This is a genomic window from Heyndrickxia shackletonii (assembly GCF_001420715.1).
GTDB classification, from domain to species: domain Bacteria; phylum Bacillota; class Bacilli; order Bacillales; family Bacillaceae_C; genus Margalitia; species Margalitia shackletonii.
In genome coordinates this window covers 265,409-290,200 of the sequence record NZ_LJJC01000004.1, presented here as the reverse complement: position 1 = coordinate 290,200, position 24,792 = coordinate 265,409, and the positions used below count along the sequence as shown (strand labels likewise).

At 38.2% G+C, this 24,792-nt stretch carries 23 protein-coding genes; 10 read left to right on the top strand and 13 right to left on the bottom strand.

Going from position 1 to position 24,792, the window contains the following annotated elements; translation table 11 throughout:
• Positions 1-20 precede the first annotated feature (20 nt).
• The 4 genes from cstA to AN964_RS01485 form a co-directional block, all read right to left on the bottom strand.
• The gene (gene cstA, locus AN964_RS01500) at positions 21-1,823 is read right to left on the bottom strand and encodes a carbon starvation protein CstA (RefSeq protein ID WP_055738028.1); all 1,803 of its coding nucleotides are present in this window, start codon (positions 1,821-1,823) and stop codon (positions 21-23) included.
• A gap of 333 nt (positions 1,824-2,156) precedes the next feature.
• Entirely contained in the window at positions 2,157-2,891 is a 735-nt protein-coding gene (locus AN964_RS01495; RefSeq protein ID WP_055738027.1) for a LytR/AlgR family response regulator transcription factor, read from the bottom strand.
• Entirely contained in the window at positions 2,866-4,653 is a 1,788-nt protein-coding gene (locus AN964_RS01490; protein ID WP_083489178.1) for a sensor histidine kinase, read from the bottom strand. Before AN964_RS01490 ends, AN964_RS01495 begins: the two co-directional genes overlap by 26 nt.
• Before the next feature lie 316 nt (positions 4,654-4,969).
• Positions 4,970-6,352 (bottom strand): glycine--tRNA ligase, encoded by a 1,383-nt coding sequence (locus AN964_RS01485; protein WP_055738026.1) that lies wholly within the window; start codon positions 6,350-6,352, stop codon positions 4,970-4,972.
• Between the two features lie 450 nt (positions 6,353-6,802).
• Between AN964_RS01485 and AN964_RS01480 the strand changes: the two genes are divergently transcribed.
• The 3 genes from AN964_RS01480 (at position 6,803) to AN964_RS01470 (ending at position 9,351) form a co-directional block, all read left to right on the top strand.
• A complete protein-coding gene (locus tag AN964_RS01480) occupies positions 6,803-7,339 on the top strand; it encodes a YceI family protein (protein ID WP_055738025.1) in 537 nt (178 codons plus the stop codon).
• Positions 7,340-7,534: 195 nt separating this feature from the next.
• On the top strand, positions 7,535-8,269 hold the full coding sequence (pyrH, locus tag AN964_RS01475; RefSeq protein ID WP_055738024.1) for a UMP kinase: 735 nt from the start codon (positions 7,535-7,537) through the stop codon (positions 8,267-8,269).
• Between the two features lie 98 nt (positions 8,270-8,367).
• A complete protein-coding gene (locus AN964_RS01470) occupies positions 8,368-9,351 on the top strand; it encodes a ketoacyl-ACP synthase III (protein ID WP_055738023.1) in 984 nt (327 codons plus the stop codon).
• A gap of 40 nt (positions 9,352-9,391) precedes the next feature.
• Here the strand turns inward: AN964_RS01470 and AN964_RS01465 are convergent, their stop codons facing one another.
• Positions 9,392-10,270, bottom strand: coding sequence for a LysR family transcriptional regulator (locus AN964_RS01465; protein WP_055738022.1), 879 nt, complete (start codon positions 10,268-10,270; stop codon positions 9,392-9,394).
• Between the two features lie 125 nt (positions 10,271-10,395).
• Here AN964_RS01465 and AN964_RS01460 point away from each other — a divergent pair, with 125 nt between their 5' ends.
• The 6 genes from AN964_RS01460 (at position 10,396) to AN964_RS01435 (ending at position 16,752) form a co-directional block, all read left to right on the top strand.
• Complete coding sequence (locus AN964_RS01460) at positions 10,396-11,442, top strand: YeiH family protein (RefSeq protein WP_083489177.1); 1,047 nt, start codon at positions 10,396-10,398, stop codon at positions 11,440-11,442.
• 824 nt (positions 11,443-12,266) lie between these two features.
• Positions 12,267-13,088 carry a nuclease-related domain-containing protein gene (locus tag AN964_RS01455; protein WP_055738021.1) on the top strand — a complete coding sequence of 274 codons (822 nt, stop codon included), beginning with the start codon at positions 12,267-12,269 and terminating at the stop codon, positions 13,086-13,088.
• 280 nt (positions 13,089-13,368) lie between these two features.
• Positions 13,369-14,274 (top strand): ABC transporter ATP-binding protein, encoded by a 906-nt coding sequence (locus tag AN964_RS01450; RefSeq protein ID WP_055738020.1) that lies wholly within the window; start codon positions 13,369-13,371, stop codon positions 14,272-14,274.
• A gap of 1 nt (position 14,275) precedes the next feature.
• On the top strand, positions 14,276-15,013 hold the full coding sequence (locus AN964_RS01445; protein ID WP_055738019.1) for an ABC transporter permease: 738 nt from the start codon (positions 14,276-14,278) through the stop codon (positions 15,011-15,013).
• A gap of 6 nt (positions 15,014-15,019) precedes the next feature.
• Complete coding sequence (locus tag AN964_RS01440; protein ID WP_055738018.1) at positions 15,020-16,153, top strand: sensor histidine kinase; 1,134 nt, start codon at positions 15,020-15,022, stop codon at positions 16,151-16,153.
• Positions 16,150-16,752, top strand: a complete 603-nt coding sequence (locus AN964_RS01435) for a response regulator transcription factor (RefSeq protein ID WP_055738017.1) — start codon at positions 16,150-16,152, stop codon at positions 16,750-16,752. Before AN964_RS01440 ends, AN964_RS01435 begins: the two co-directional genes overlap by 4 nt.
• A 127-nt stretch (positions 16,753-16,879) precedes the next feature.
• Here the strand turns inward: AN964_RS01435 and AN964_RS01430 are convergent, their stop codons facing one another.
• The 5 genes from AN964_RS01430 to AN964_RS01410 are packed head-to-tail and all read right to left on the bottom strand — an operon-like array spanning position 16,880 to position 21,209.
• The gene (locus AN964_RS01430; RefSeq protein ID WP_055738016.1) at positions 16,880-17,953 is read right to left on the bottom strand and encodes an ABC transporter substrate-binding protein; all 1,074 of its coding nucleotides are present in this window, start codon (positions 17,951-17,953) and stop codon (positions 16,880-16,882) included.
• Positions 17,950-18,753: an ABC transporter permease gene (locus AN964_RS01425; protein WP_055738015.1), complete on the bottom strand. Its 804-nt coding sequence runs from the start codon at positions 18,751-18,753 to the stop codon at positions 17,950-17,952. Before AN964_RS01425 ends, AN964_RS01430 begins: the two co-directional genes overlap by 4 nt.
• 3 nt (positions 18,754-18,756) lie before the next feature.
• The gene (locus AN964_RS01420) at positions 18,757-19,557 is read right to left on the bottom strand and encodes an ABC transporter permease (protein WP_055738014.1); all 801 of its coding nucleotides are present in this window, start codon (positions 19,555-19,557) and stop codon (positions 18,757-18,759) included.
• A complete protein-coding gene (locus AN964_RS01415) occupies positions 19,547-20,653 on the bottom strand; it encodes an ABC transporter ATP-binding protein (protein ID WP_055738013.1) in 1,107 nt (368 codons plus the stop codon). The genes AN964_RS01420 and AN964_RS01415 overlap by 11 nt, the downstream gene beginning before the upstream one ends.
• 13 nt (positions 20,654-20,666) lie before the next feature.
• Positions 20,667-21,209 carry a helix-turn-helix domain-containing protein gene (locus AN964_RS01410; protein ID WP_055738012.1) on the bottom strand — a complete coding sequence of 181 codons (543 nt, stop codon included), beginning with the start codon at positions 21,207-21,209 and terminating at the stop codon, positions 20,667-20,669.
• 347 nt (positions 21,210-21,556) lie between these two features.
• Here AN964_RS01410 and AN964_RS01405 point away from each other — a divergent pair, with 347 nt between their 5' ends.
• Positions 21,557-22,315, top strand: coding sequence for a class I SAM-dependent methyltransferase (locus tag AN964_RS01405; RefSeq protein WP_055738011.1), 759 nt, complete (start codon positions 21,557-21,559; stop codon positions 22,313-22,315).
• Between the two features lie 356 nt (positions 22,316-22,671).
• Here AN964_RS01405 and AN964_RS01400 read toward each other — a convergent pair whose 3' ends face one another.
• The 3 genes from AN964_RS01400 to AN964_RS01395 form a co-directional block, all read right to left on the bottom strand.
• Complete coding sequence (locus AN964_RS01400; RefSeq protein WP_055738010.1) at positions 22,672-23,937, bottom strand: alkaline phosphatase; 1,266 nt, start codon at positions 23,935-23,937, stop codon at positions 22,672-22,674.
• A gap of 106 nt (positions 23,938-24,043) precedes the next feature.
• A complete protein-coding gene (locus tag AN964_RS26210) occupies positions 24,044-24,214 on the bottom strand; it encodes a hypothetical protein (RefSeq protein ID WP_163258613.1) in 171 nt (56 codons plus the stop codon).
• Between the two features lie 53 nt (positions 24,215-24,267).
• Positions 24,268-24,771 carry a DoxX family protein gene (locus tag AN964_RS01395; RefSeq protein ID WP_055738009.1) on the bottom strand — a complete coding sequence of 168 codons (504 nt, stop codon included), beginning with the start codon at positions 24,769-24,771 and terminating at the stop codon, positions 24,268-24,270.
• Positions 24,772-24,792: the final 21 nt, after the last annotated feature.

Here is a 24,792-nt window from a genome sequence, read left to right as displayed (position 1 = left end):
CCTGCTCTTTTTCCATCTGATTAAATATTTCCCGTAGACATCTTTTCCATCTTTACGTGTGGAGTGCTTAACAATTCAATCCATTTCTTAATTGCTGTAATCATGATCACTAAGCCAAGAACGAGCATGATGATAGACAATACACCATTTAGAAGGCTATAACCGGCAGCTGCATGATTTAAGTATACGTTCTTAACCATCCAGTATCCCGCGTAGTTCACTGTTACATATAAATAAGCAAGAGGGATTAAACAAGTCAGCATATATCGCTTCTTATCTGCAATTTTCAAGATAACGGTTGCTCCAACGATTAATCCGATGGAAGCCATTAATTGATTAGAAACTCCGAATAGTGCCCAAACAGATCCGATATCTCCTGAGAAGAGAAGATAACCCCATAATAGACACGCAACTGCACTAGCAAAAATAGATCCTGGCAACCAATCGGTTTTCTTCAGAGGCTTATAAATTTCACCAAAGAAATCTTGAATTAAATAACGTGCTACACGAGTACCTGAATCGATTGCTGTTAAAATAAATACCGCTTCAAACATAATAACAAATTGGAAGAAGTACGGCGCTAAATGGGAGAACCAATGAATTTTCGTAAAGATATAAGTCATCCCAACCGCAAGTGTTACAGCCCCTCCTGTACGTCCTTCTAATCCTAAACCAATTTCACTGGCAAGATGCGGCAGCTGTGAAACATGCATTCCTAATGTTTTAAACACTTCCGGTGTAGAGTTAATAGCAAAGTAGTCAGCAGGCTGTAATGCAGTTGCTGCTACTAATGCCATAATCCCCACTACACATTCTACTAACATTGCACCAAAACCAACAACTTTAATATCTGTCCATCGATCAAGCATTTTTGGTGTTGTACCCGAGCCGACAAAGGCATGGAATCCAGAGATAGCGCCACAAGCAATCGTAATGGAGATAAACGGCCATACCGGACCAGCCATTACCGGGCCACCGCCATGGATAAAGTCTGTAAGAGCCGGCATTTTAATCGATGGGTTAATAATAAACACCCCAATGATTAAAGCAGCAAATACACCAATCTTCATGAAGCTGCTCAAATAATCGCGCGGAGCAAGCAATAACCATACTGGTAAAGCGGCAGCAAAGAACGCATAAATAGGTAAAATAATAGCCAATGTTTTTGTATCTAATGTTAAAAAGTCGCCTAATGCTGTTCCTTCTATATATGGACCAACAAACACGCCAACCATGATTAAAATAAACCCTACTGTTGTTGTCAGTTTTAAATTTCCTGTCTTCTTATAAAAGATTCCCACTCCGACTGCAATCGGAATCGTCATACCAACCGAGAAAGTACCCCATGGATTATTTTGCAATGCATTTAACACAACCATCGATAGACCGGCCATCGTAATCGTAATGATAAAAAGCATCGCTAAGCCTGTACAAAATCCGGCAACAGGTCCCATTTCTTCCTTTGCCACTTCTGATAATGATTTCCCTTTTCGGCGCATAGAGGCAAATAATACGACCGCATCATGTACCGCTCCCCCAATAACCGCACCGATCAATAACCAAAGTAAACTAGGCAGGTAGCCGAATTGGGCTGCCAATATCGGCCCAACTAATGGACCAGCAGCAGCAATCGCCGCAAAATGATGACCAAAAGTCACCCATTTATTCGTAGGAACGTAATCTTTTCCGTCATTAAATTCATGTGCTGGTGTTGGTGTTGCATCATTTAACTTTAACACCTTGGCAGCCATAAACGTTCCATATAAACGATAAGCAATCATCAATATACAAATCGATCCTATTACAATTGTAATCGCATTCATTTTATGACACCCCTTTAACTCTTTTATATAACTTATCTACATTTTACGTAATGAAAACGCTAACATTGGCTTTTCATCGTAAAATGCAGAAATATAGGGGTGAAATACAAATTTGCGGATATGAAGTGCACAAAATTTTTGAAAAACTTTGTCTGTTTTTGTAAGAAAAGCGCAAACGAAATGAAACGAAATCATACAAAGACAAGTCAGAACCCTTTTCGGCTGGGAGAAGACTCAGAAATCCGTTAACTTACTTGTGTATGTACAAGTAAATTCCGAAGCTCCCATGATGCTACTTATTCCGTTAGAGAAGCATGTCCCTTCCCGAACTTTTTAAAATCCGATTAATTGTTTCAGTTCTTTTGTATATGTTCTGCTGACAGGAACCGATTCCCCATCGTTCATGACTAAATTATACGTAGAATTGAACCAAGGTTGAATCTCCACTATTGCATCTAAATTAACAAGATATCCTCGATGAACCCGGACAATCGATGTGCCTTGCAGCTTTTTCTCGAATGTCACCAAAGAATCACTGGTTTGGTATTTTTGCTTTTCCGTAACAATAATGGTTTTTCCCTCCATTGTACCGATATATAAAATATCTTGAATATGGATAATGATGATTCTCTCATCAACGGTAATCGCCAGTTTATCAGATGGAGTCTTTTTTTCACCAGCTACAGTATCTTTCTCACCATTTTTTAAAGGGAGAAAGCTTGTAATTTTCTCCACTGTTTGCAGCACTCTTTGCTCTTCAAACGGTTTTAAAATATAATCAATCGCATTTAATTGAAATGCCTTTAAGGCATATTCATCATAGGCGGTTGCAAATACAATGGCAGGATGCTTTCCCTTTTTCTTCAGTTTTTCTACTAGATCCAGTCCCGTTTCATTTGCAAGCATGATATCTACAAATAAAACATCAATAGACGTATCGTCGATCTCTAACGCATCCTCTATACAATCTGCTTCCCCAACAATCTCGACTCGTTTTGTTCTTTTTAAAAGATATTTTAATTCATCTCTTGCTAATGGTTCGTCATCCACGATAAAAGCCTTCAGCATACTCCTCACCCCACTTCTGTTCATCCAATGGCAGACTAATAGTAATTTTTGTACCAGAAGCTGGCTCACTTTCTATCTTAAAATCCGCAACTTGTCCATATATCTCATCTATTCGCTTTTTAATATTCCAAAGCGCTGTACCGGTCCCTTCTTTAGAATGCACCGCTTTAGTCCCTAAGTTTCTTCTTTGGTCTTCCGTCATCCCTACTCCATTATCAATCGTCGTAATGTTGATTTTACCATTTTCCTGACAAGCATGTATGGAAATAACTCCTTTTTTCCCTTTTTCCAAATGCTTGAATCCATGATGTACCGCGTTTTCAACCAATGGCTGCAAAGTAAATGGCGGAATCAATACATCTTTCATCGATTCATCAATCTCCATTGAAACAGTATATTTATTTGGAAAACGTGCTTGTTCTAAAGACAAATAGGCATGAACATGCTCCAATTCTTTTTCGAGCGGAATAAGCATCTGCCTTGCCCCTTGTAAATTACTTCTAAAAAATTTGCTTAGCTGTAATAGTAATTTTCGTGCCTGATCCGCATCGGTTCTAATTAAACAAGAAATAGTATTAATGGCATTAAATAAAAAATGCGGATGAACCTGTGCCTGCAACGCTTTAATTTCAGCATCCTTTAATAATTTTCGTTGCTGTTCCGCCTCTGCAAATTCTAGTTGCGAGGAAAAAAGCTTTCCTAGTCCCTCTACCAGTTCTTCGTCTACAGCACTTAAACCGTTGGAGCTTTTAAAATAAAGCTTTAAAGTTCCGATTACATGATTATTTGCTTTTAAAGGCAGAACAATGGCAGAGTTCAGCGGACAGTCCTCACGATAACATTGGATTTCTTCTTTTGTTGTCGCCTTTTGAATTTCCCCCTGCTCCAGCACCTTTTGTGTAAGCTTGGTTGCCATGCTTTTTAACGGGATATGATGATCAGAAGCCAGTCCCACATGAGATAATACTTGATTGCGGTCGGTAATCGAAACTGCATCTGCCCCAGTATGTTTTAAGATAATTTCAGCTACTCGTTCACATGATTCTTTGTTTAAGCCTTGCCTAAAATACGGCAAAGTTAGTTGAGCAATATATAATGCCCGGTGAGTCTGGAGGGTTCTAGTACGGTCCTCTTCTAATAATATCGTTTGAATAATGAGCATGAAAATAAACGTCCCGAATCCATTTACCGTAATCATCGGAAATGCAATAATTTTTACAAGCTCCAAGGCAGAGCCAAATGGCTTGGCAATCAACAAGATAATCCCCATCTGAACACATTCCATTAAAATTCCAATAATAACCGCCTTTAAATGGGCATTTTTTTCTCGTATATTAAAACGCTTTCCTAAAAGGCCAGTGATAATCCCTGCTAGAATCGTGGAAATACCGCAAGCAATACTCGTATATCCCCCGAAGGAAAGCCGATGCAATCCGGCAATTAGTCCAGCACCTAACCCAACAACGGGACCTCCGAGTAGTCCACCGATTGCAACACCCATAATCCTCGTGTTTGCAATAGCACTGCTTCCGGATAACCCACCTATATGCCACTCTTCTGAAATAGATCGGTGGTGAATCTCTATACCTGTATAATTACTAATAATTCCAAACACACCAAATATCGTGATTAAAATAATCTTTTCCTTCATCACATGCTCATGATCAATAATTCGGCGAAACGACTTCAGCCGTGATAATAGAAACGCGACAATTATCAAAATCCCAGCTCGCTCCAACATAACAGGAAGTAATTGTGCCAATGATGCTCCCACCCTTCGTTACTTCTTATTATACAAAAGATTGGGAGAGACATTTACATTTTGTTGATTGACTAAACGTATTATAAAATAAGTAAATAATATGCTGAAAAAATGAAGGTTTCTGCAGAATTCCAGAAAGAATGGGAAATCCCTCAATTTTTATAGAAAATAGCCCAATTCAATAAGCAATGACCATAAATAGTGGTATAACTCCCAACAATAGATACATTCTTCCTAACTTTCAAAGAAGATCGCTAAACTTCTTAAAAAGTTCTACAACATCAAAAAAAGACACCCCAAAAAGGTGTCTTCAAAATTAAAATTGAACTTTTTCTTCTAAGAACTTTTTCAATTCACTAATTGGAAGTCTTGTTTGTTCCATTGTATCACGGTCCCTTACTGTGACCATTTTATCTTCCACAGAATCAAAGTCATACGTGATACAGAATGGTGTTCCGATTTCATCTTGACGGCGATAACGTTTACCGATAGATCCTGTTTCATCGAAATCAACCATGAAATCCTTAGCAAGCTCAGCAAAAATCTCGCGAGCACCATCAGATAATTTTTTCGATAATGGTAAGATAGCAGCTTTATACGGTGCTAAAGCTGGATGTAAATGCATTACTGTTCTAGATGTACCATCTTCTAATGCTTCCTCTTCATAAGAATCAATTAAGTAAGCAAGCGTAACACGATCTGCACCAAGTGATGGTTCAATACAATATGGAACATAGCGTTCATTTGTTTCTTGCTCATGATAAGTAAAGTCCTCACCTGAGTATTCCATATGTCTCTTTAAATCAAAATCTGTTCTGGATGCGATACCCCAAAGTTCTCCCCAGCCGAATGGGAATTTATATTCAAAGTCTGTTGTTGCATTACTATAATGAGATAACTCTTCTTCTGAGTGATCGCGAAGGCGAAGATTTTCTTCTTTCATCCCTAATGATAAGAGCCACTTCTTCGCATAGTCCTTCCAGTAATCAAACCATTTTAGTTCTTCGCCTGGCTTGCAGAAGAATTCAAGCTCCATTTGTTCAAATTCGCGAGTACGGAATGTGAAATTACCAGGTGTAATTTCATTTCGGAAACTCTTTCCAACTTGGGCAATACCAAACGGAAGCTTCTTGCGCATCGTTCTTTGGACATTTTTAAAGTTAACAAAAATACCTTGTGCTGTTTCTGGACGAAGGAAGATTTCATTTGTGCTTGATTCCGTTACACCTTGGAAAGTTTTAAACATTAAATTAAATTGGCGAATGCCTGTAAAATCTTTGCTGCCGCAATCAGGACAAGCAATGTCATACTCTTTAATAAGCTCTTCCATTTTGGAAAACGGAAGTCCATCCACTACCATCTCGATGCCTTTTTCTTCGAGAGCATTTTCAATCAGTTTATCAGCACGATGTCTTGCCTTACAATTTTTACAGTCAATCATCGGATCGTTGAAATTGCCAATATGTCCGGAAGCTTCCCATGTTCTCGGGTTCATTAACACGGCAGAATCTAAACCTACATTATAAGGAGATTCTTGAATAAACTTTTTCCACCAAGCTTTTTTCACATTATTTTTCAATTCTACGCCTAGCGGACCGTAATCCCATGTATTTGCTAATCCACCGTAGATTTCAGATCCCGGGAAGACAAAACCTCTATGTTTGGCATGGGAAACAACTTGTTCCATGTTTGCACTCATCTTAAATCGCTCCTTTTATTGTAAAAATAATAAAAGCCCTCATCCTCAGACTCTGTTCGAGTCTGGGGACGAGAGCTGTACTCACGCGGTTCCACCCCAGTTGATGCACAATATGTACATCCACTTTCCAATGTATGACTCCAGATTGCCGTTTCACTAAGTATCTTATTGGGCTTACACCATCCCCAATTCGCTTGAAAGATTATTCATTAGCTACTATAAATCCTTCGACGTCACAATATTATTTTTAATGATTATAATACAAGATGGTTTCAAGGAAGTCAATGTCCCAGGAATGATGAAAATGTCTATTTTTATCAAAAAAATGTTATTGACATCTCGAACTCAAGATATTATACTTACTTACATAAAGTTACTTGATGAATATTTCATCGTTTTTTATAGAAATAATAGTTAAAATAAATCATTAATAAACGGAGGTAAACCAAAATGACAAAAAGCAAATGGGTAGTAGACACAACACATAGTGGAATCGATTTTTCAGTAAAACATATGATGGTTTCAAAGGTAAAAGGTGCATTTCATTCCTTCAATGCAACAATTGAAGCAGATCCAGCTGACTTAACAACAGCAAATATTGACTTTACCGTAGATGTTGCAAGCATTGATACACGTAATGCTGACCGTGACGGACATCTTAAATCTGGAGATTTCTTTGATGCAGAGAAATACCCTACAATGACATTTAAAGCAACAAACATCGTGAAAAAAGACGAAGATGAGTACGCAGTAACTGGTGATATGAGTATTCATGGCGTAACTCGCCCAGAAACATTTACTGTAACATTCGAAGGTGTTGCAAAGGATCCTATGAGCGGAGCAGAAAAAATCGGCTTCAGCGCTGAAGGAAAAGTAAAACGCAGTGATTATGGTTTAACTTGGAACGCAGCACTTGAAACTGGCGGCGTACTTGTTGGTGATGATATTAAAATCAATATTGAAATCGAAGCTGCAAAAGAAGCTTAATATTTTTTTAAAAAATATTAGCTAATTGAAGAATTATTTCGTATAATCAAATAAGTGAAATTATCCATTAGGGAAGGAGTGGATTTGTATGAAAATGAAAAAATCTTTTCAACAGCCATTTCTTTTCAATATTTTAGGAGCAAGGCATTAGCCTTTGCTCCTTTTTATTTGTCTTAAAACGGGGGAGGAATTGGAATGTTAAAATATCAACGCGTTTTACTTAAGCTTAGCGGTGGTGCACTAGCAGACCAAAACGGGAATAATTTTGATTCTAACCGCTTAGAACACATTGCGAATGAAATTTTATCCGTCGTTCAATTAGGGGTGGAAGTATCCATTGTTGTGGGTGGAGGAAATATCTTCAGAGGAAAGCTTGCAGATGAATGGGGTATTGACCGTGTGGAAGCAGATAATATTGGAACACTCGGAACGATTATTAACAGTCTGATGCTAAGAGGTGTCTTAAAAAGCAAGACCGATAAAGAAGTTAGAGTTATGACATCGATTCCAGTGACAACTGTTGCAGAACCGTATATTCGGTTAAAAGCGATGAACCATTTAGACAAGGGGTACGTTGTTATTTTTGCCGGCGGTAACGGGCAGCCCTATGTGACAACGGATTATCCGAGTGTTCAAAGAGCATTGGAAACCAACTGTGAATCCATTCTTGTTGCAAAACAAGGAGTGGATGGAGTTTTCACTGCAGATCCAAAACTAGATCTAAATGCAAAAATGTATGCGAATCTTAACTATAACGATGTCGTACAAAACAATCTGAAAGTGATGGACCAATCTGCTTTATTACTTGCTCGCGACCATCATTTACCTGTTCATGTATTTAATTTTGATGAAATCGGTGTAATGCAGAAAATCTGCATGGGCAAGCATTTCGGGACGTTAATTAGTCATGAAGAATCCAGTTTAAAATAGATCTGTTGAAAAAACAGGTCTTTTTTTATTGACATATTTAGTACCTGGTACTAATATTAGTTATTATTATTAGATAATAAATAGGATGGTGAAATTTTATGAACTCAACTGCTCGTATTACAGCCATTGGTACTTATGTACCGCAGAAAATATTGCAAAATCAAGATTTAGAGAAAATGGTTGATACAAATGATGAATGGATCGTCCAAAGGACAGGGATGAGAGAGAGAAGAATCTCCGGTGAAGAAGAATTTGCTTCTACTCTTGCCTTTAAAGCGATTGAAAATTTAATGGAGACATATAATAAAAGTTTACAAGATGTTGACTGTATCGTTGTTTCCACCACAACACCAGACTATGTATATCCTAGTGTTGCTTGTCAAATCCAGGATTATTTTCAGATTCCTCACACAGGTGCCTTTGATTTAAATGCAACCTGTGCAGGTTTCACGTATGCTTTACATGTTGCAAACAGCTTTATCACATCAGGCTTGCATCAAAAAGTTTTGGTTGTCGCAACCGAGACTTTAACAAAAGTAACCGATTATACGGACCGCTCCACTTGCATCTTATTCGGAGATGGTGCAGGAGCCGTTTTAGTGGAAAAAGATGAAGGAAAGCCAAGTTTTATAGCTACCCATATGGGGACAAATGGAGATGGCGGTATTCATGTTTATCGAAGTAATCTAGCTACTACTATGTTCGGACATTCTATAAAAGCAGATAGAAAAATTGTTCAAAATGGACGTGAAGTTTATAAGTGGGTATCTAGAACGCTTCCTCCATCCATTGACAAGCTGATGCAAAAAGCAGAAATCAATCCTAATGGTATTGATTGGTTTGTTCCACACAGCGCCAATCTCCGAATGATTGAGTCGGTTTGCGAACGCTCTGGAATCCCAATGGAGAAAACATTAACAAGTGCAGAGTTCTATGGGAATACCTCTTCTGTTACCATCCCACTTGCTTTGGACCTTGGGATAAGGGAAGGGAAAGTCAAAAATGGAGATATTATGATGGTGTATGGATTTGGCAGCGGTCTTACACATGCAGGTCATATCATCCGCTGGGACTTAGATTAAAATATAAAAGGGGTGCCTCCTTCTACGAGACACCCCAATTCTATTTTTGCAAAGGAATTAATGTGTTTTTTCTTAATAGGTCTAGGAATACTTCTAAAGCCTTTGTCTGAAAAGGTGTTTTCGTAATAACCGAAAATTCACGTTTAATTGGAAGCCCTTTGATATCGATGATTTGTAAGGAATCTAATATAAGCTCTTTTTGAATAGTCCAATTGGAAAGCAAGCTAATCCCTAGCCCCGCTTCCACTGATTCTTTAATTAGCTGTGTACTTCCAAACTCCATTAATTTTTTGGGGGTAATGTTAAACTTTTGAAAAAATGATTCTTGTGCTTCTCTTGTCCCTGAACCCGGTTCACGTACAATCCATGTATCTTTTTCTAAATGGTTTTTATTTATATTAAGAAGCTTAGTTGAAGCCACAATCACCATTGAATCTTCTGCAAGCTTCTCAACGATCAAGTTTTTTTCCTTAAAATGTCCTTCTACAATTCCCACGTCCAACTGATGATTTGCAATTAGCTCCGCAATCTCCTTCGTATTTGCAATCGTTATCGTCGGATCAATATCCGGATACCCAGTCTGTAATTTTGCCATGATATGCGGCAGAACATATTCCCCAAATGTATAGCTTGAACCAATGCTTAAGGCACCGCTCGCTTTATTTGTAAGATCATCTACAATTCTTTGCATCTTCGTATACAGTCCTAATATTTCCTTCGCATGATGATAAACAGCATCACCTGCTTTATTCAACCGCACATACTTATTTGTTCGCTCTAAAAGCCGCGCTCCAACCGTTCTTTCAAGTGTTTGGATGTATTGGCTGACTGCAGGCTGCGTCATATGTAGCTCTTCTGCTGCACGAGAGAAGTTCCCTTTTTCCACAACCGTCACAAAAACATGTAAGTATTGATCCATCCCCATTCCCCCTTTTACTTCTATTATATAACTTTACTTATGATTACTATCATAATGATTTATTTTTCTTATTCATAAATCTGTTATATTCTTGAGTTACTAAGAAGTAAACAGGAGTTGATTAGATGAGTTCAGAACATGCAAGAGTACTGCAGGCAGAACCTCAGAAGAAAGGATCGTCCGGTTTTGGGTTATGGATTGGTGGAGTTGCCTTCACTTTTTTTATCGCCCTTCTAGGATATTTTCTTGCAAAGATTCCGGGATTTGATCATATTGGACAACTGGCGTGCTCAATCATTATCGCTATTATTTACAGACAATTTTTTGGTTATCCGGAGATTATTCGAAAAGGAATTACTTTTTCCTCTAAAAGACTTTTAAGAGTAGCAATTATTTTATATGGATTGAAGCTTAACATTGATGTTGTTTTACACGATGGATTAGGCTTACTGCTGCGGGATGCTTGTGTTATAGCTTTTGCAATTTTTCTTACCATTTGGTTAGCAAAAATATTAAAAGCAGACAAAATGATTTCTCTCTTGTTAGGTGTAGGAACTGGAGTTTGCGGTGCCGCGGCAATTGCTGCTGTTGCCCCTATTGTAAAATCAAAGGATGAAGATACCGCTATTGGTGTAGGGATTATCGCTCTTATCGGAACCATTTTTGCTATAGTGTATACGATTTTACGCCCGTTTCTTCCTCTAAGTCCCGTCGAATACGGAGCTTGGACGGGAACAAGTCTTCACGAAATTGCTCAGGTTGCATTAGCGGCAGCACCAGGCGGCCAAGATGCACTCGCAATCGGACTTCTTGCTAAACTGGGTCGTGTATTCCTGCTTGTCCCATTGTGCTTCATTTTTATGTACTGGATGAATCGTAAAAATAAAGGTAAGGGTCAATCGGATACGAAAATTGAATTCCCTTGGTTTTTAGTTGGATTTATTATTTTAAGTATTTTAGGAAGCTATGTGTTTGGTCATTCTATCCCAGTTTCTACTGGTGTCATGAATGGGATTTCCACCGCAACTACATGGTTGCTAACTGCGGCAATGGTTGGACTCGGTCTCAACGTTAGTTTGAAAGATTTGCGCACAAAAGCGTTGAAACCACTGATCGCGATGGTGTTTACTTCGATTGTGTTGTCTGTGGTTACGTATTTGATTGCGTTGTAGTGATTAGTAGACTGATATTCACGGAGGGTTCGTGGGTATCGGTTTTTTTGTTTTGAATTGGATTTGGTTTGGAAGCAAGGTTTGCGGTATTCAATGGATTTCCTTGGATTATGTGTTTACTATAACGGTTCCCCGTTTCCACTCTTTAGTTCAGCACTTTTTCCAAAAAGTTCAGCGTTTTTCTCCCCTATTTCAACGTTAATCTCTATTTTTTCAGTATTCCTCTGGCGGTTCCGCGTTTCCACTCTTTAGTTCAGCACCTTTTCCAAAAAGTTCAGCGTTTTCCTCCCCTATTTCAGCGTTAATCTCCAATTTTTCAGCATTCCTCTGGCGGTTCCGCGTTTCCACTCTTTAGTTCAGCACTTTTTCCAAAAAGTTTAGCGTTTTCCTCTCCTATTTCAGCGTTAATCTTCATTTTTTCAGCATTCCTCTGGCGGTTCCCTGTTTCCACTCTTTAGTTCAGCACTTTTTCCAAAAAGTTCAGCGTTTTTCTCCCCTATTTCAACGTTAATCTTCATTTTTTCAGCATTCCCCTGGTGGTTCCGCGTTTCCACTCTTTAGTTCAGCACTTTTTCCAAAAAGTTCAGCGTTTTCCTCCCCTATTTCAGCGTTAATCTCCATTTTTTCAGCATCCCTCTGGCGGTTCCGCGTTTCCACTCTTTAGTTCAGCACTTTTTCCAAAAAGTTCAGCGTTTTCTTCTCTTTTTCAGCACTTCCCCAAGGAAGCTCAACACTTTTTACCAAATTATTATAAAAAGTATTTAAAATAAGCAGGAATTCTACATCCCTCTAAGGAAATTTACATAAAAAAGGAGGAATTATAATTGATTAAGAAAGAGCTAACTATTCCAATGAGGGTTCTCCACTACCTAGCTTTGCTGGAACGTCTGCCTCAAACTCATCCACAAAGGAGCAAGGTGGAAAGTGATTTTGCTAGGCTTTTAGCAGGTTACCGAGGAGAAAAGAATTTGCGGTATCACTTAAGTTTTCTTCCGGAAAATGAATATCAAATCTTCTTCGATCTTCATCTCAGCGTCAATAATTTAGAATTTCAAATTGATTGCCTTCTGTTATCACCCCACTTATCCCTTATTATTGAATCTAAAAACATCGCCGGTACTTTAATTTTTGATACCAGGTCTGAACAATGCTTACGAATCTATAACGGGAAAGAAGAAGGATTCCCCAATCCAATTCTTCAAGCTGCTCGCCACCGCATATTATTTCAAAGGTGGTTGAAGCTGCATAAGTTCCCACCAATCCCCATTGAATCTTTTGTTTCCATCGCTTTCCCGACAACCATCATAAAATCCGCAAATGATGATACCTCCATTTATGAAAAAGTGATTCTGGCTGAAAGTGTTATTCATAAAGTGGAAAGTTTAAAACAGCTGTATAAAAAGGAATTTATTAAGTCTAATCAGCTAAAATTTTTATGTAAAGCGCTGCTCGAAATGCATTCACCATCTGAATTCAATATCCTTGAGAGACTTGAAATAAATAACAAAGATATAATCAAAGGCGTAAAATGCCCTACATGTCCCTCCTCCATTATGAAAAGAAAATACGGTACATGGTTTTGTCCGCGTTGTGAGCTCCATTCTAAAACAGCCCATGAACAAACCCTTCTAGATTACATTCTTTAATTTGGACCCAATATTACAAATAAACAATTCAGGGATGTCACGCTTTTATCAGCCCGTGGTACTGCGGCCTATTTGTTATCTAAATCAACATTACTTCCTATCCAAAAGGGAAATAAATTTTTATATCAACCACCTTCCATCGATTGTTTTTATGAAGATCCTCGGATAAAGAAACTCCTATAACATGACATTTGTCACCTGACATTCATGACATCTCATACTAATCATTCAAATCTATCGATAATAAAATAGTCTTATAAGTGATGGAGGTGTCGTGCAAATGACGGAGATTGTTCGTGTTCAACATGTTTCGAAAACATTTCATGATAAAAAGGCAGTTAACGATGTTTCTTTTTCGATAAAAAAAGGAGAAGTGGTCGCGATTCTTGGACCGAATGGGGCTGGTAAAACGACAACGATTTCGATGATGCTGGGGTTAATGCACCCGACAAACGGTGATCTTAAATTATTTGGTTTAGATCCATCTGACAAAAAGGTTCGTGAAAAAATTGGGACCATGCTGCAGGAAGTTAGCGTGATGAATGGGTTAAAAGTGAAGGAACTGTTGGAGTTAATCAGAAACTATTATCCGAATCCTCTTTCTCTAAAAGAGTTAATACAACTGACGGGTTTAACGGAGACTGATTTGAAAACTCGTGCGGAAAAATTATCTGGTGGTCAAAAGCGCAGGCTCAGCTTTGCACTCGCTCTTTCTGGAAATCCGGATTTAATTATTTTTGATGAGCCAACTGTTGGGATGGATATCACCTCGAGGAATCGTTTTTGGAAAACGATTAACCAGCTTGCCGATCAAGGGAAAACGATTATTTTCACTACTCACTACTTGCAGGAAGCGGATGATGTAGCGGAAAGAATTTTATTATTTCATAACGGAAGTATTATTGAAGATGGAACTCCAGCAGAAATTAAGGCAAGAATTGCAAAACAAGCAGTATCGTTTGCTACGGACGATCCTATCCATTCATTAGAAAAATTGAACAAACATGCTGTTGTAACGAATATTTATCAAAAAAATAACCGGGTGATCGTTCAAACCGAGGATACAGATGCGGTTTTAGCTCTGCTTTTTGAGGAAAAAGTGGGAGCAAGACAAATTCAAATTGAGAACGGAAAATTAGATGAAGCTTTTGAACAGCTGACAAATGAACATCAGGAGGCGATGTAAAATGAAGATTTTGCGATTGCAATGTAAAGCGGAAATTTTACGCGTGTTGCGAAATCCCTATTTTGTATTTTGGTCCTTATTAATGCCAATCGTATTCTATTTTATTTTTACAAAGGTTGTAAATACAGGTGCACCAGATAAAACTGAATGGCAAGCACATTATCTTATGTCCATGACCTCCTTTAGTGTGATGGGGTCATCGATTATGACGCTTGGTATTAGGATGGTGCAGGAACGTCAGCAAGGCTGGGCAACTTTTATGAGGCTAACCCCACTATCTGATACGGTTTACTTTTTTGCACAAATGATGGGCCAAACGGTTATCCACTTATTTTCGATTATTGTTATTTTTACTGCTGGGGCAATTATTAACGGTGTCACCCTGTCTTTCACACAATGGATATTCAGCGGCCTTTGGATTTTACTTGCTTCGATTCCGTTTCTTGGATTAGGAACACTTATCGGCTTAATGAGAAGAGTGGAAACTGCTGCAGGAGTTAGCAATGTCCTTTACATGGCAATGGCTGTTGCCGGAGGGATGTGGATGCCGCTCGAAATCATGCCGAAAATCATGCAAAATATTGGAAAGTGGCTTCCATCCTACAATTTTGGGAATGGTGCGTGGGAAATTGTGCAAGGCAACGCCCCTGAATGGCGAAATATTTTGATTCTAATAGCTTATCTCGTCTTGTTCATGCTACTATCAAAATATATTAGAAGAAAACAAGAAGCGGTGTGATAGGCAATGAACAAACTGAAGAAAATCCGGATTTTTCCTGAAAGATTCGGATTTTTCCCCTATGTATTTTTATTTTATCTTGTCTTACCTGGATTCTCTTTATTACAAGAAACAGGGATAAAAATGGGCATCGGATACGCTTTACTCATTGTATTCTCCATTACGTATCGTCAGCTTTATTTTTGTATGCAAAAAACCAGTTATACGTATTGGCTTGCAACAGAGTTAGTCATTATTCTTATTTTTGGTTTGTTTTACGATCCTAATTATCTATTTATGGGATTCTTCCCAGCTCATTTTATCGGTTGGTATAGTGACAAAAGGAAATTTAATATTGCTTTAATTGGATTTATCATAGTTGAGGTCCTTCCTATTTTCCTTTCAGGAGTTCTTACAGACCTAAGTAGATACTTATATTTTGTACCATTTATCATCGTTATGCTGATATCGCCATATGGTGTTCGGTCTATGAACAAAAGAATGGAACTGGAAAAACAACTGGATCAGGCAAATGAACAAATTAAAGAGCTGGTGAAACGGGAAGAAAGAGTACGAATCGCCCGTGATCTTCACGATACACTTGGGCACACCCTGTCATTAATTACATTAAAAAGCCAGTTAGTTGGGAAATTAACAACGATTAATCCTGATCGTGCACAATTGGAGGCAAAAGAAATTGAGCAAACTTCCCGCGCAGCATTAAAGCAGGTTCGGGAGCTTGTTTCCCAAATGAGAGCAATAAGAGTAGCCGAGGAGTTAACGGATGTTCAAGAGATTTTTCAAGCAGCGGGCATAGCCTATCATTTTCAGGGTGATTCCGAATTACAGGATGTCCCTCTCCTTACACAAAACATGATAAGTATGTGTTTAAAGGAAGCAGCGACAAATGTAGTGAAACATAGCCAGGCACGGAATTGTTTTATTACCATCTCTCTTACTCTGGAAAATATAAAAATTATGATAAAAGATGATGGAATTGGACTTGCGAATCGATATACAGGTGGGAATGGCATCAAAGGTATGGAAGAGCGATTAGCCCTCATTGATGGAACGATTACTTTAACGAATGTAAATGGAGCTGTTTTAGAAATGGTTGTTCCACTTGTACAGAAAAAAGAGAAAGAAGGTGCTGCCATATGATTCGTATTTTTATCGCCGAAGACCAGCGAATGCTGCTAGGTGCTCTAGGTTCTTTGCTTGATTTGGAAGAAGATATGGAAGTTGTAGGCCAGGCCTTAAACGGGGAGGAAGCGCTGACCTCTATCATAAAGCATCAGCCCGACATTTGCTTAATGGATATTGAAATGCCTCTTAAAAGCGGACTTGAGGTCGCCGAAGCAATAAAAAAATTGAATCTAGGATGTAAAATCATTATCCTAACAACATTTGCCCGCCCTGGCTACTTTGAACGCGCCGTGAAAATAGGAGTAGATGGTTATTTATTAAAAGATGGCTCCATTGAAGAACTTGCAGAGGCTATTAGGAATGTGATGGTTGGAAAACGTATTTTTTCACCTGAACTTATGTTTGATTTAATTCGCGAGGAGAACCCATTAACTGCGAGAGAACAGCAAATACTAAAATTAGCTGCAGAAGGCAAAACAACCAAAGAAATTACTACCATTCTTTTTCTTTCCTCCGGTACGGTTCGAAACTATATGTCTGAAATTCTGCAAAAATTAGAGGCAAAAAACCGAATTGAGGCTATTAGTATTGCAGAGGAAAAAGGGTGGATCTAAAAAAGACTGATGAAGGTTAAACTTCATCAGTCACTGTTTTTTTTGAGTCTCCTCAACCTAAACATCGTTAAACAGGCGCTTCCGCTTTTCATTTGTCCAGCTTCAGCGCCTATCGGCTAGTGGATTTCTATTTATGATGCATTTTAAATTCGAGAAACAACTCATTATAATGTGCTAACATCTTCTTCCCAAGGTTTTCATATACCTCAAGATTCTCCGTTTTGGTTAGATCCGGGTAAAAGCGTTTATCATTCGCCACTTCCTTAGGCAAATACTCTAGAGCTTTTTTATTCGGAGTTGAATACCCTACATATTCTGCATTCTTTGCGGCATTTTTAGGATCTAGCATAAAGTTGATAAATTTATGGGCTCCATCTATATTTTTTGCTGTTTTCGGGATGACCATGTTATCAAACCAAAGATTCGATCCTTCCTTAGGGACTACATAATCAAGCTTATCGTTCTGATCCATGATTTCAGATGCATCTCCAGACCAAACAACACCTACCGCTGCCTCTTCATTAGCAAGTAACATTTTAATTTCGTCCCCAACTATCGCTTTAATATTAGGAGTCAACTTTGCCAACTTACGCTTTGCTTGCTGAAGATGGGCTTCATTCGTGTCATTCAAGGAGTAATGCAAGCTATTTAGCCCCATACCCATTACTTCCCTGGCTCCATCGACTAGCAAAATTTGATTGCGAAGATCCTTATCCCATAAGTCATTCCAGCTCGTTAATTTTTTGCCGCCGAGCATGGAAGAATTATAGACAAGACCAACCGTTCCCCAAAAATAAGGAATGGAGTATTTATTATTCGGATCAAACGATAAATTCATAAAATGCGGATCGATATATTTCAAGTTCGGCAGTTTCGATTTATCAATCGGCAATAGCATATGATCCTTTTTCATTTTATCAACAGCATATTCGGAAGGTACAGCTACATCAAATGTGGTACCCCCTTGAGAAATCTTTGTCATCATCGCCTCATTGGAATCGAAGGTTTGATAAATGACTTTTATTCCCGTTTGCTTTTCAAACTTTTTTATTAGTGCCGGGTCAATATAATCTCCCCAGTTATAAATCGTTAACGTATTACCACCTGAAAATCCTTGTGTCGCATTTAGTCGCGACACCAAAAACATCAAGGCGAACGATACAACAAAAATAATGATAAAAAACCGTGTGAGCGACTTCATTTTTTAACCCCCAATCCACTTGGGCGATTATTCCGTTGATTAATAAAGTAATAGCCTATTACTAGAACAATAGTAAACAAGAATATAAGGGTTGAGAGGGCATTGATCGATAAAGAGATTCCTTGTCTTGCCCGTGAATAAATTTCAACGGAGAGCGTCGAAAAACCATTGCCTGTTACGAAAAAGGTAACCGAGAAATCGTCGAGTGAATACGTAAGAGCCATAAAGAAGCCGGCGAAAATACCTGGTGTAATAAACGGCAGTATGACCTTTGTTAACACCTGCCAGTGGCTTGCACCTAAATCCCTTGCCGCATCAATTAACGTCGAACTCATCTCCTGTAACTTCGGCAGCACCATAATGACGACGATTGGTACGCTGAAAGCAATATGGGAAAGCAATACCGATGCAAAGCCTAATTTTATCCCGACAATCGTAAATAAAATCAAGAAAGATGCACCGATAATAACATCCGGACTTACAATCAATACATTATTCAGAGTCAGCAACGTATTCTTTGTCTGACGTCTTTTTACATAGGAAATAGCAAGGGCCCCCGCAACTCCTAATATAGTAGAAATCGCTGCAGATAAAAGAGCGATAATAATCGTATTGATCACGATAATGATAAGACGGGTGTCTTGAAACACCTCTTTATACCAATCCAGTGTAAATCCCTTGAAGTTATGCATCGTTTCCCCGCTATTAAACGAATAGAACATTAAATAAAATATTGGAGCGTAAAGGATAATAAAAATGATAACCAAATAAATATTGGATAATTTTCTTTTGCTTTTCATTTCTTATATCCCCCGCTTCCGTAAACCTGTTACCGCCATAATAATGGCCATCAAGATGATGAGGAAAACGGCAATGGTGGAACCCATCCCCCAATCCTGTGTAACAAGAAAATGTTCTTCAATCGCTGTACCCAATGTAATAACACGGTTACCCGCGATTAATCGAGTAATCATAAATAGTGAAAGGGCCGGTATAAATACCGCTTGGCACCCGGACTTTACTCCATCAATGGTCAACGGGAAAATAACCCTTTTAAATGTTGTCCAAGCTGAAGCACCAAGATCCCTTGAAGCATCAACCAATGACGGATTCAGTTCTTCCAAAGAATTAAAGATTGGTAATATCATAAATGGAATAAAAATATAAACTGATACAAAAATAAAACTGAAATCGGTAAATAATATTTGCTTTGCTCCAATTCCAAGGAGTTTTAGCAATGAATTGGCCGTTCCATACGTTCCAAAAATACCGATAAACGCATAGGCTTTTAAAAGCAAATTAATCCATGTCGGTAAAATAATTAGTAATAGCCATAGCTGTTTATGTTTCGTTTTTGTTAATAAATACGCAGTCGGATAAGAAATCAGTAAACAAAAAGCTGTAATCAGTAAAGCATACCAGAAGGAGCTCAAGGTCATTCTCATATAAACGACTGTAAAGAAATGTCGATAGTTTCCAAGTGTAAAATGCCCCTCTATATCAAAAAAGGAATAATACACGATTAAGACAATCGGAGCTACCACAAAAAGCACAATCCAAAGTACATAAGGAATCAAATATATATTTCGTGTTCTACTTTTCATGGCCAGCCTCGTTATACGCTTCGAGACGTTTATCAAATTCTTCCTCTGTCTCTCCAAACCTCATGACATGAATAGCTTCAGGGTCAAAATTAAGACCGATTTCGTCTCCTACTACTGCCTTTTTCGTCGAATGTACTAACCATTCATTTCCTGCTTCATCAAAACAGCATATCTCATAATGAACACCACGGAAAAGTTGAGTATCAACACGAACCTGCAGTTTTCCTTGCTCTTTCTTCGTAATCTCCAAATCCTCAGGACGAATAACGACCTCAACCGCTTCATTTGATGTAAACCCTTGGTCGACACATTCAAATCGTTTGCCTACAAATTCTACTTCGAAGTCCTTGATCATTTTACCAGAGACAATATTGGACTCTCCGATAAAATCGGCCACAAAACGGTTAATCGGTTCATCATAAATATCAATCGGTGTCCCGCTTTGCTGAATTCTTCCTTTATTAATAACGAAAATTTCATCCGACATCGCGAGCGCTTCTTCTTGATCATGTGTTACGAAAATAAAAGTGATTCCTAATCGTTGCTGTAATTCCCTAAGCTCATACTGCATTTCTGTACGAAGCTTCAAATCCAGCGCAGATAATGGCTCATCCAATAAAATCACCTTTGGTTCATTCACTATCGCTCGAGCAATTGCAACACGCTGTCTTTGTCCCCCGGACATTTCTCTGATTTCGCGATTTTCGTAGCCTTCAAGATTGACGAAACGAAGCGCTTCTTTCACCTTTGTGGTGATTTCACTATTTTTCATCTTTTTAATTCGCAAACCAAATGCCACATTTTCAAAAACATTTAGATGCGGAAACAGCGCATAATCCTGAAAAACAGTATTTACTTGGCGCTGGTTGGCAGGAAGACGGTTAATGATTTTCCCATCAAAATAGATATTTCCTTTAGATGGCTCTATAAATCCCGCAATCAAGCGTAGAATGGTAGTCTTTCCGCAGCCTGAAGGACCTAGTAACGTATAGAACTTTCCCCGCTCAATTTCAAAGCTTACATCATCTAATACAGCAGGATCATCATCATATTGTTTTGTTACACCTTCAAAACGAATAATCGTTTGTTCTGCCATATAAGACACCCCCTTATAAATATGAATCAGTTGCTACAAGAATCAATTCAGATTCTCCATTGTAATCATTGCTAATTTGATGCTTATCAGAAGCATGGAAGTAAATTACTTCCCCTGCTTTGGCATAATAAATTTTTCTGCCTAGTTGTACTCTTATTTTCCCTTTCAAAACATAAGCAAACGTTTCAGAAAGAGACGGTTCAAACTGCTTGAATTCCCCATTTTCCTGAAAGGTAAGGCGAATTGGCTCCATTTCCTTCTCATTGGATTCAGGAACAAGCCATTGAATATGATAGCCCCGCTCCTCATCAAAATAATCCGTAAAGTCTTCTTCTCCATATACAACCTTTTGCTCTCTTTCTTCATCATCAAAAAATTGTTTAGGAGTACACCCAAGAACCTCTAAAATATTGAAAAAGGTATCAATGGAAGGTGAGCTTAGATTACGTTCAATTTGCGAAATATACCCTTTACTCAAATCGGTGCGCTCCCCAAGCTCCTCCTGTGTCAAACCCTTTTTTAAACGGAGATTTCGTATCTTTTTACCAAATTGCATCGTATGACCTTCCATCATGTTTATTTATACTAAACTTGGAGTCAATAAAGTTTATAAATAGTAAACTCTAAGTTTACTATTACCAAATGATATTATAACTAATAATCTAAAAATTACAATGACCTTTTGAAAAGATTTTTAGAAAGCCGAAGAACTTTTATATGAAAGTATTTATTGCGTTACATTTTTTATTCTTTGATACCCTTTCCCTACTTTTTCCACACCTTAATTCCGCAACAATAACTTTTTAATTCCCCTATTTTTGGCAGGAAACTTTATTTAGTCAATCGAATACTTTCCATTAAAACACCTAAAGGAATTAATATAACAGATAAAGGAGATATATAATGAACGAAAAGGATTTATTTGATTTATTTGTGTTGGAAGCGGAAAGGCCCTTCTCAGGATGGGATTTTTCCTATATAACGGACACCGGAAGAATGGCTAGTGAACCAATGAATTGGAACTATACAAGTGAAATTTTAGCAAGTATCAGAAAAGCGGATTCCCTACTCGATATGGGTACTGGCGGTGGAGAATTTCTATCAAAATTACAGCCATTTCCACGCAATACGTTTGCAACGGAAGCATATGAACCAAATGTTCCGATCGCCAGAAACCGCTTGGAACCATTAGGGATTACAGTTGTAGAAGTAAAGGATGATAATCAATTGCCTTTTGATAATGAACAATTTAATTTGATTATCAATAAACATGAATCCTATTCTGTTTCTGAGCTTTATAGAATATTAAAACCGGGCAGCCAGTTTATTACCCAGCAAGTTGGTGGTCAAGACCATTTAGATTTAAACAAAGCTTTAGGTGCAAACGAAGACAATGGTTACCCGCATTGGAATGTAAATTATGCTGTCCAGGAGTTGGAAAACGCAGGATTTAAAGTGATTAAGAACCTGGAACAATTTCCATATACAAGGTTTTATGATGTAGGGGCTCTGATTTATTATTTAAGTGCCATCCCTTGGCAAGTTCCAGACTTCACTGTTGAAAAATACTTTGACAAGCTATTACAGATTCATCATCAAATTCAGGAAAGAGGATTTATTGAGTTTAAGGAGCATCGATTTTTTATAAAAGCGGTGAAATAATCGTTCATATTTATTGAAAATTTACTTGCGAAATTCATAGTCAGAGAAAAGTATCCTTTATAGGTGCGACAACTTTTGTAAGAAAAGTAGTTTCAGTTAAAGTGTCTATTGGATACCTGATTCAGTTTCTGACAAAGTTTTGTCCTTCATCTCCCCTGTGAAGGACACCTTGCCTTTCTTCCCTTTCCATTTTGGTCTTCATCTGCCCCATGAAGGACATCTTGCTTTTCTTTCCAATTCATTTCGTCCTTCATCCCTTAGCTTTGGAAACATTACTTTTTTTCTTAATAAAACTCGTTCATTATAAATCAAAAAAACACACAAGATCGCAAATAGACCTCGTGTGTATTTATAAATTATTTACGTTTATCCTTTAACCCCATTGCTGTTTTGACCGCTTCGAAAATATGTGTATTTTCGTATGTTCCCGATAATAATTCGGAACCAGCCCCCATTGCTGTCAGAGGTACATTGACACCGCCATGTCCGGTTGTTGTCCAATCCATTGTAAATTGGTCGTTACTGTTCGCAACTTTAAATGGTCCATCCTCTTTGGAAATTCCGTCACCGGATTCGTCCTTATCATTTACTTCCTCAATTGTTAAACCGCCGCATTCGTGATCCGCAACAACCAATACTAGTGTATCAGGATGTTTTTTTGCAAAATCCTTTGCAATTTTAACGGACTTATCCAGTTCCTGGCCTGCCTTCAACATTTTTTCAGCGTTATTTTCATGGGAAAATTCGTCGATTCCCTCTTCCTCCACCATTAAAAAGAAACCTTTTTTATTAGCGGAAAGTGTATCAATTGCTTTCTTTGTCATATCAGGCAATGACACAACTGGATTGTATAGATCGCCTTCTCCCTCTGGCCTTTGTTCGAACATTTCCTCATTCGCAAAAAGCCCTAAAAGCTTTTTACTTTTTGATTTCTTCAGTTCCTCTGCGCTTGTTACATATTGATATCCAAGACTTTTTGCCTTTTCCACAAGATTTCCTTGCGTTCCTTTACTTTGTTCAGATGGATCTTTTGCGGGATGATCTTCAAACGTTCCGGGATTTCCTGCAGGATACCAGAAATCTTCCCCGCCCCCTAGTAGTACATCAACTTTGCTGTTCTCTAAGTATTGTTTGGCAATCTCACTTTGTTTGGACCGATCCGTTACATGCGCCCCAAATGCCGCCGGTGTCGCATCGGTAATTTGACTTGTGGTAACTAATCCTGTTGATTTGCCAGCTTCCTCAGCCATTTCTAAAATGGTTTTGACGGATTTTTTATTTCCGTCTACTCCGACTGCTCCATTATATGTTTTAACCCCGGATGCCATCGCAGTTGCAGCAGCTGCCGAATCGGTAACAGGTGTTAGGGAACTTGTATGTACTAGACCTGCTACTGGCATGCTATTCATTTCGAGCTCACCCTTCAATCCAACCGTAGCCAAGCGGATAGCTTCACGATGAGCTGCTCCCATTCCGTCCCCTACAAAAAGAATGACATTTTTCGCTTTAGGTTGAACGTGACTATTATTAGTTTCCTTGGCACTGGAAAAATGACTGAATCCAACACCAGACAATACTGCTAGAGATAATGCAGCATTCACTAATACTCTCTTTTTCCCCACTAGTACCACTCCCCTAAGTTTTTTCCTTACAATCACAAATATAAAGGAAATTAATTAAGGAAATTTTGAAAAATTGTAAAAATATGATGGTTTTATTGTAAAAAAACTATTCACATTTTGCCTCATAGCGCTGAATTAATTCAAATGGTCTTACTTTAAATACCTCATAAGGTAAATAGCTTGGTTTGATAGCATCTAACAATCTTGTTTTAAAATGTGGCCGTTTAATCCATTGATCCACGTTCTCTTTATCCACTTTCTTGGCAGCTTTCCTCATTATTACCTTCAAACAATGAAAGGAGCGGAATTCCGCTCCTTTCATTGTTTATTCTAATTTGCAGGGGCATGATGTTGACGATTCACTTTTTTATCATGCATCCAATTTTTTATTCTAGGAATAATAATCCGATCTATTCCGTAATAATATCCAGCTGTACCGGCAGCTAATAACAGAATCTCAACGGTATATAAAATAGGATTGGTGCTTGTTGTTCCTGCAAGCATAAAGTTTAAATTCATAAATGCAGCTGCTATAAGAGCTGGAATAGTAGCGACCCCGAGAATTAATCCGACACCTACTAATAGTTCACCAATTGGGATTAAGTGATTGAACAACTCTACATTAGGGATTGCAAAGTGTTGTAAAAAGTTTGCATACCATCCTTGCACCGCAGGATGATCCCCTTTAGCATTTGCCATTGCACCTTGCAGAAATCCTAATGCATCAAATCCATGTGTTAACTTTTCTATTGCAGCTTCCGTCCATTGTAATCCTAGCCAAATTCGCAGAACTGTCCATACTATTGCCATTTTGGGTCCTCTTAACCATTTCATGACTAACATCTCCTCTTTTGT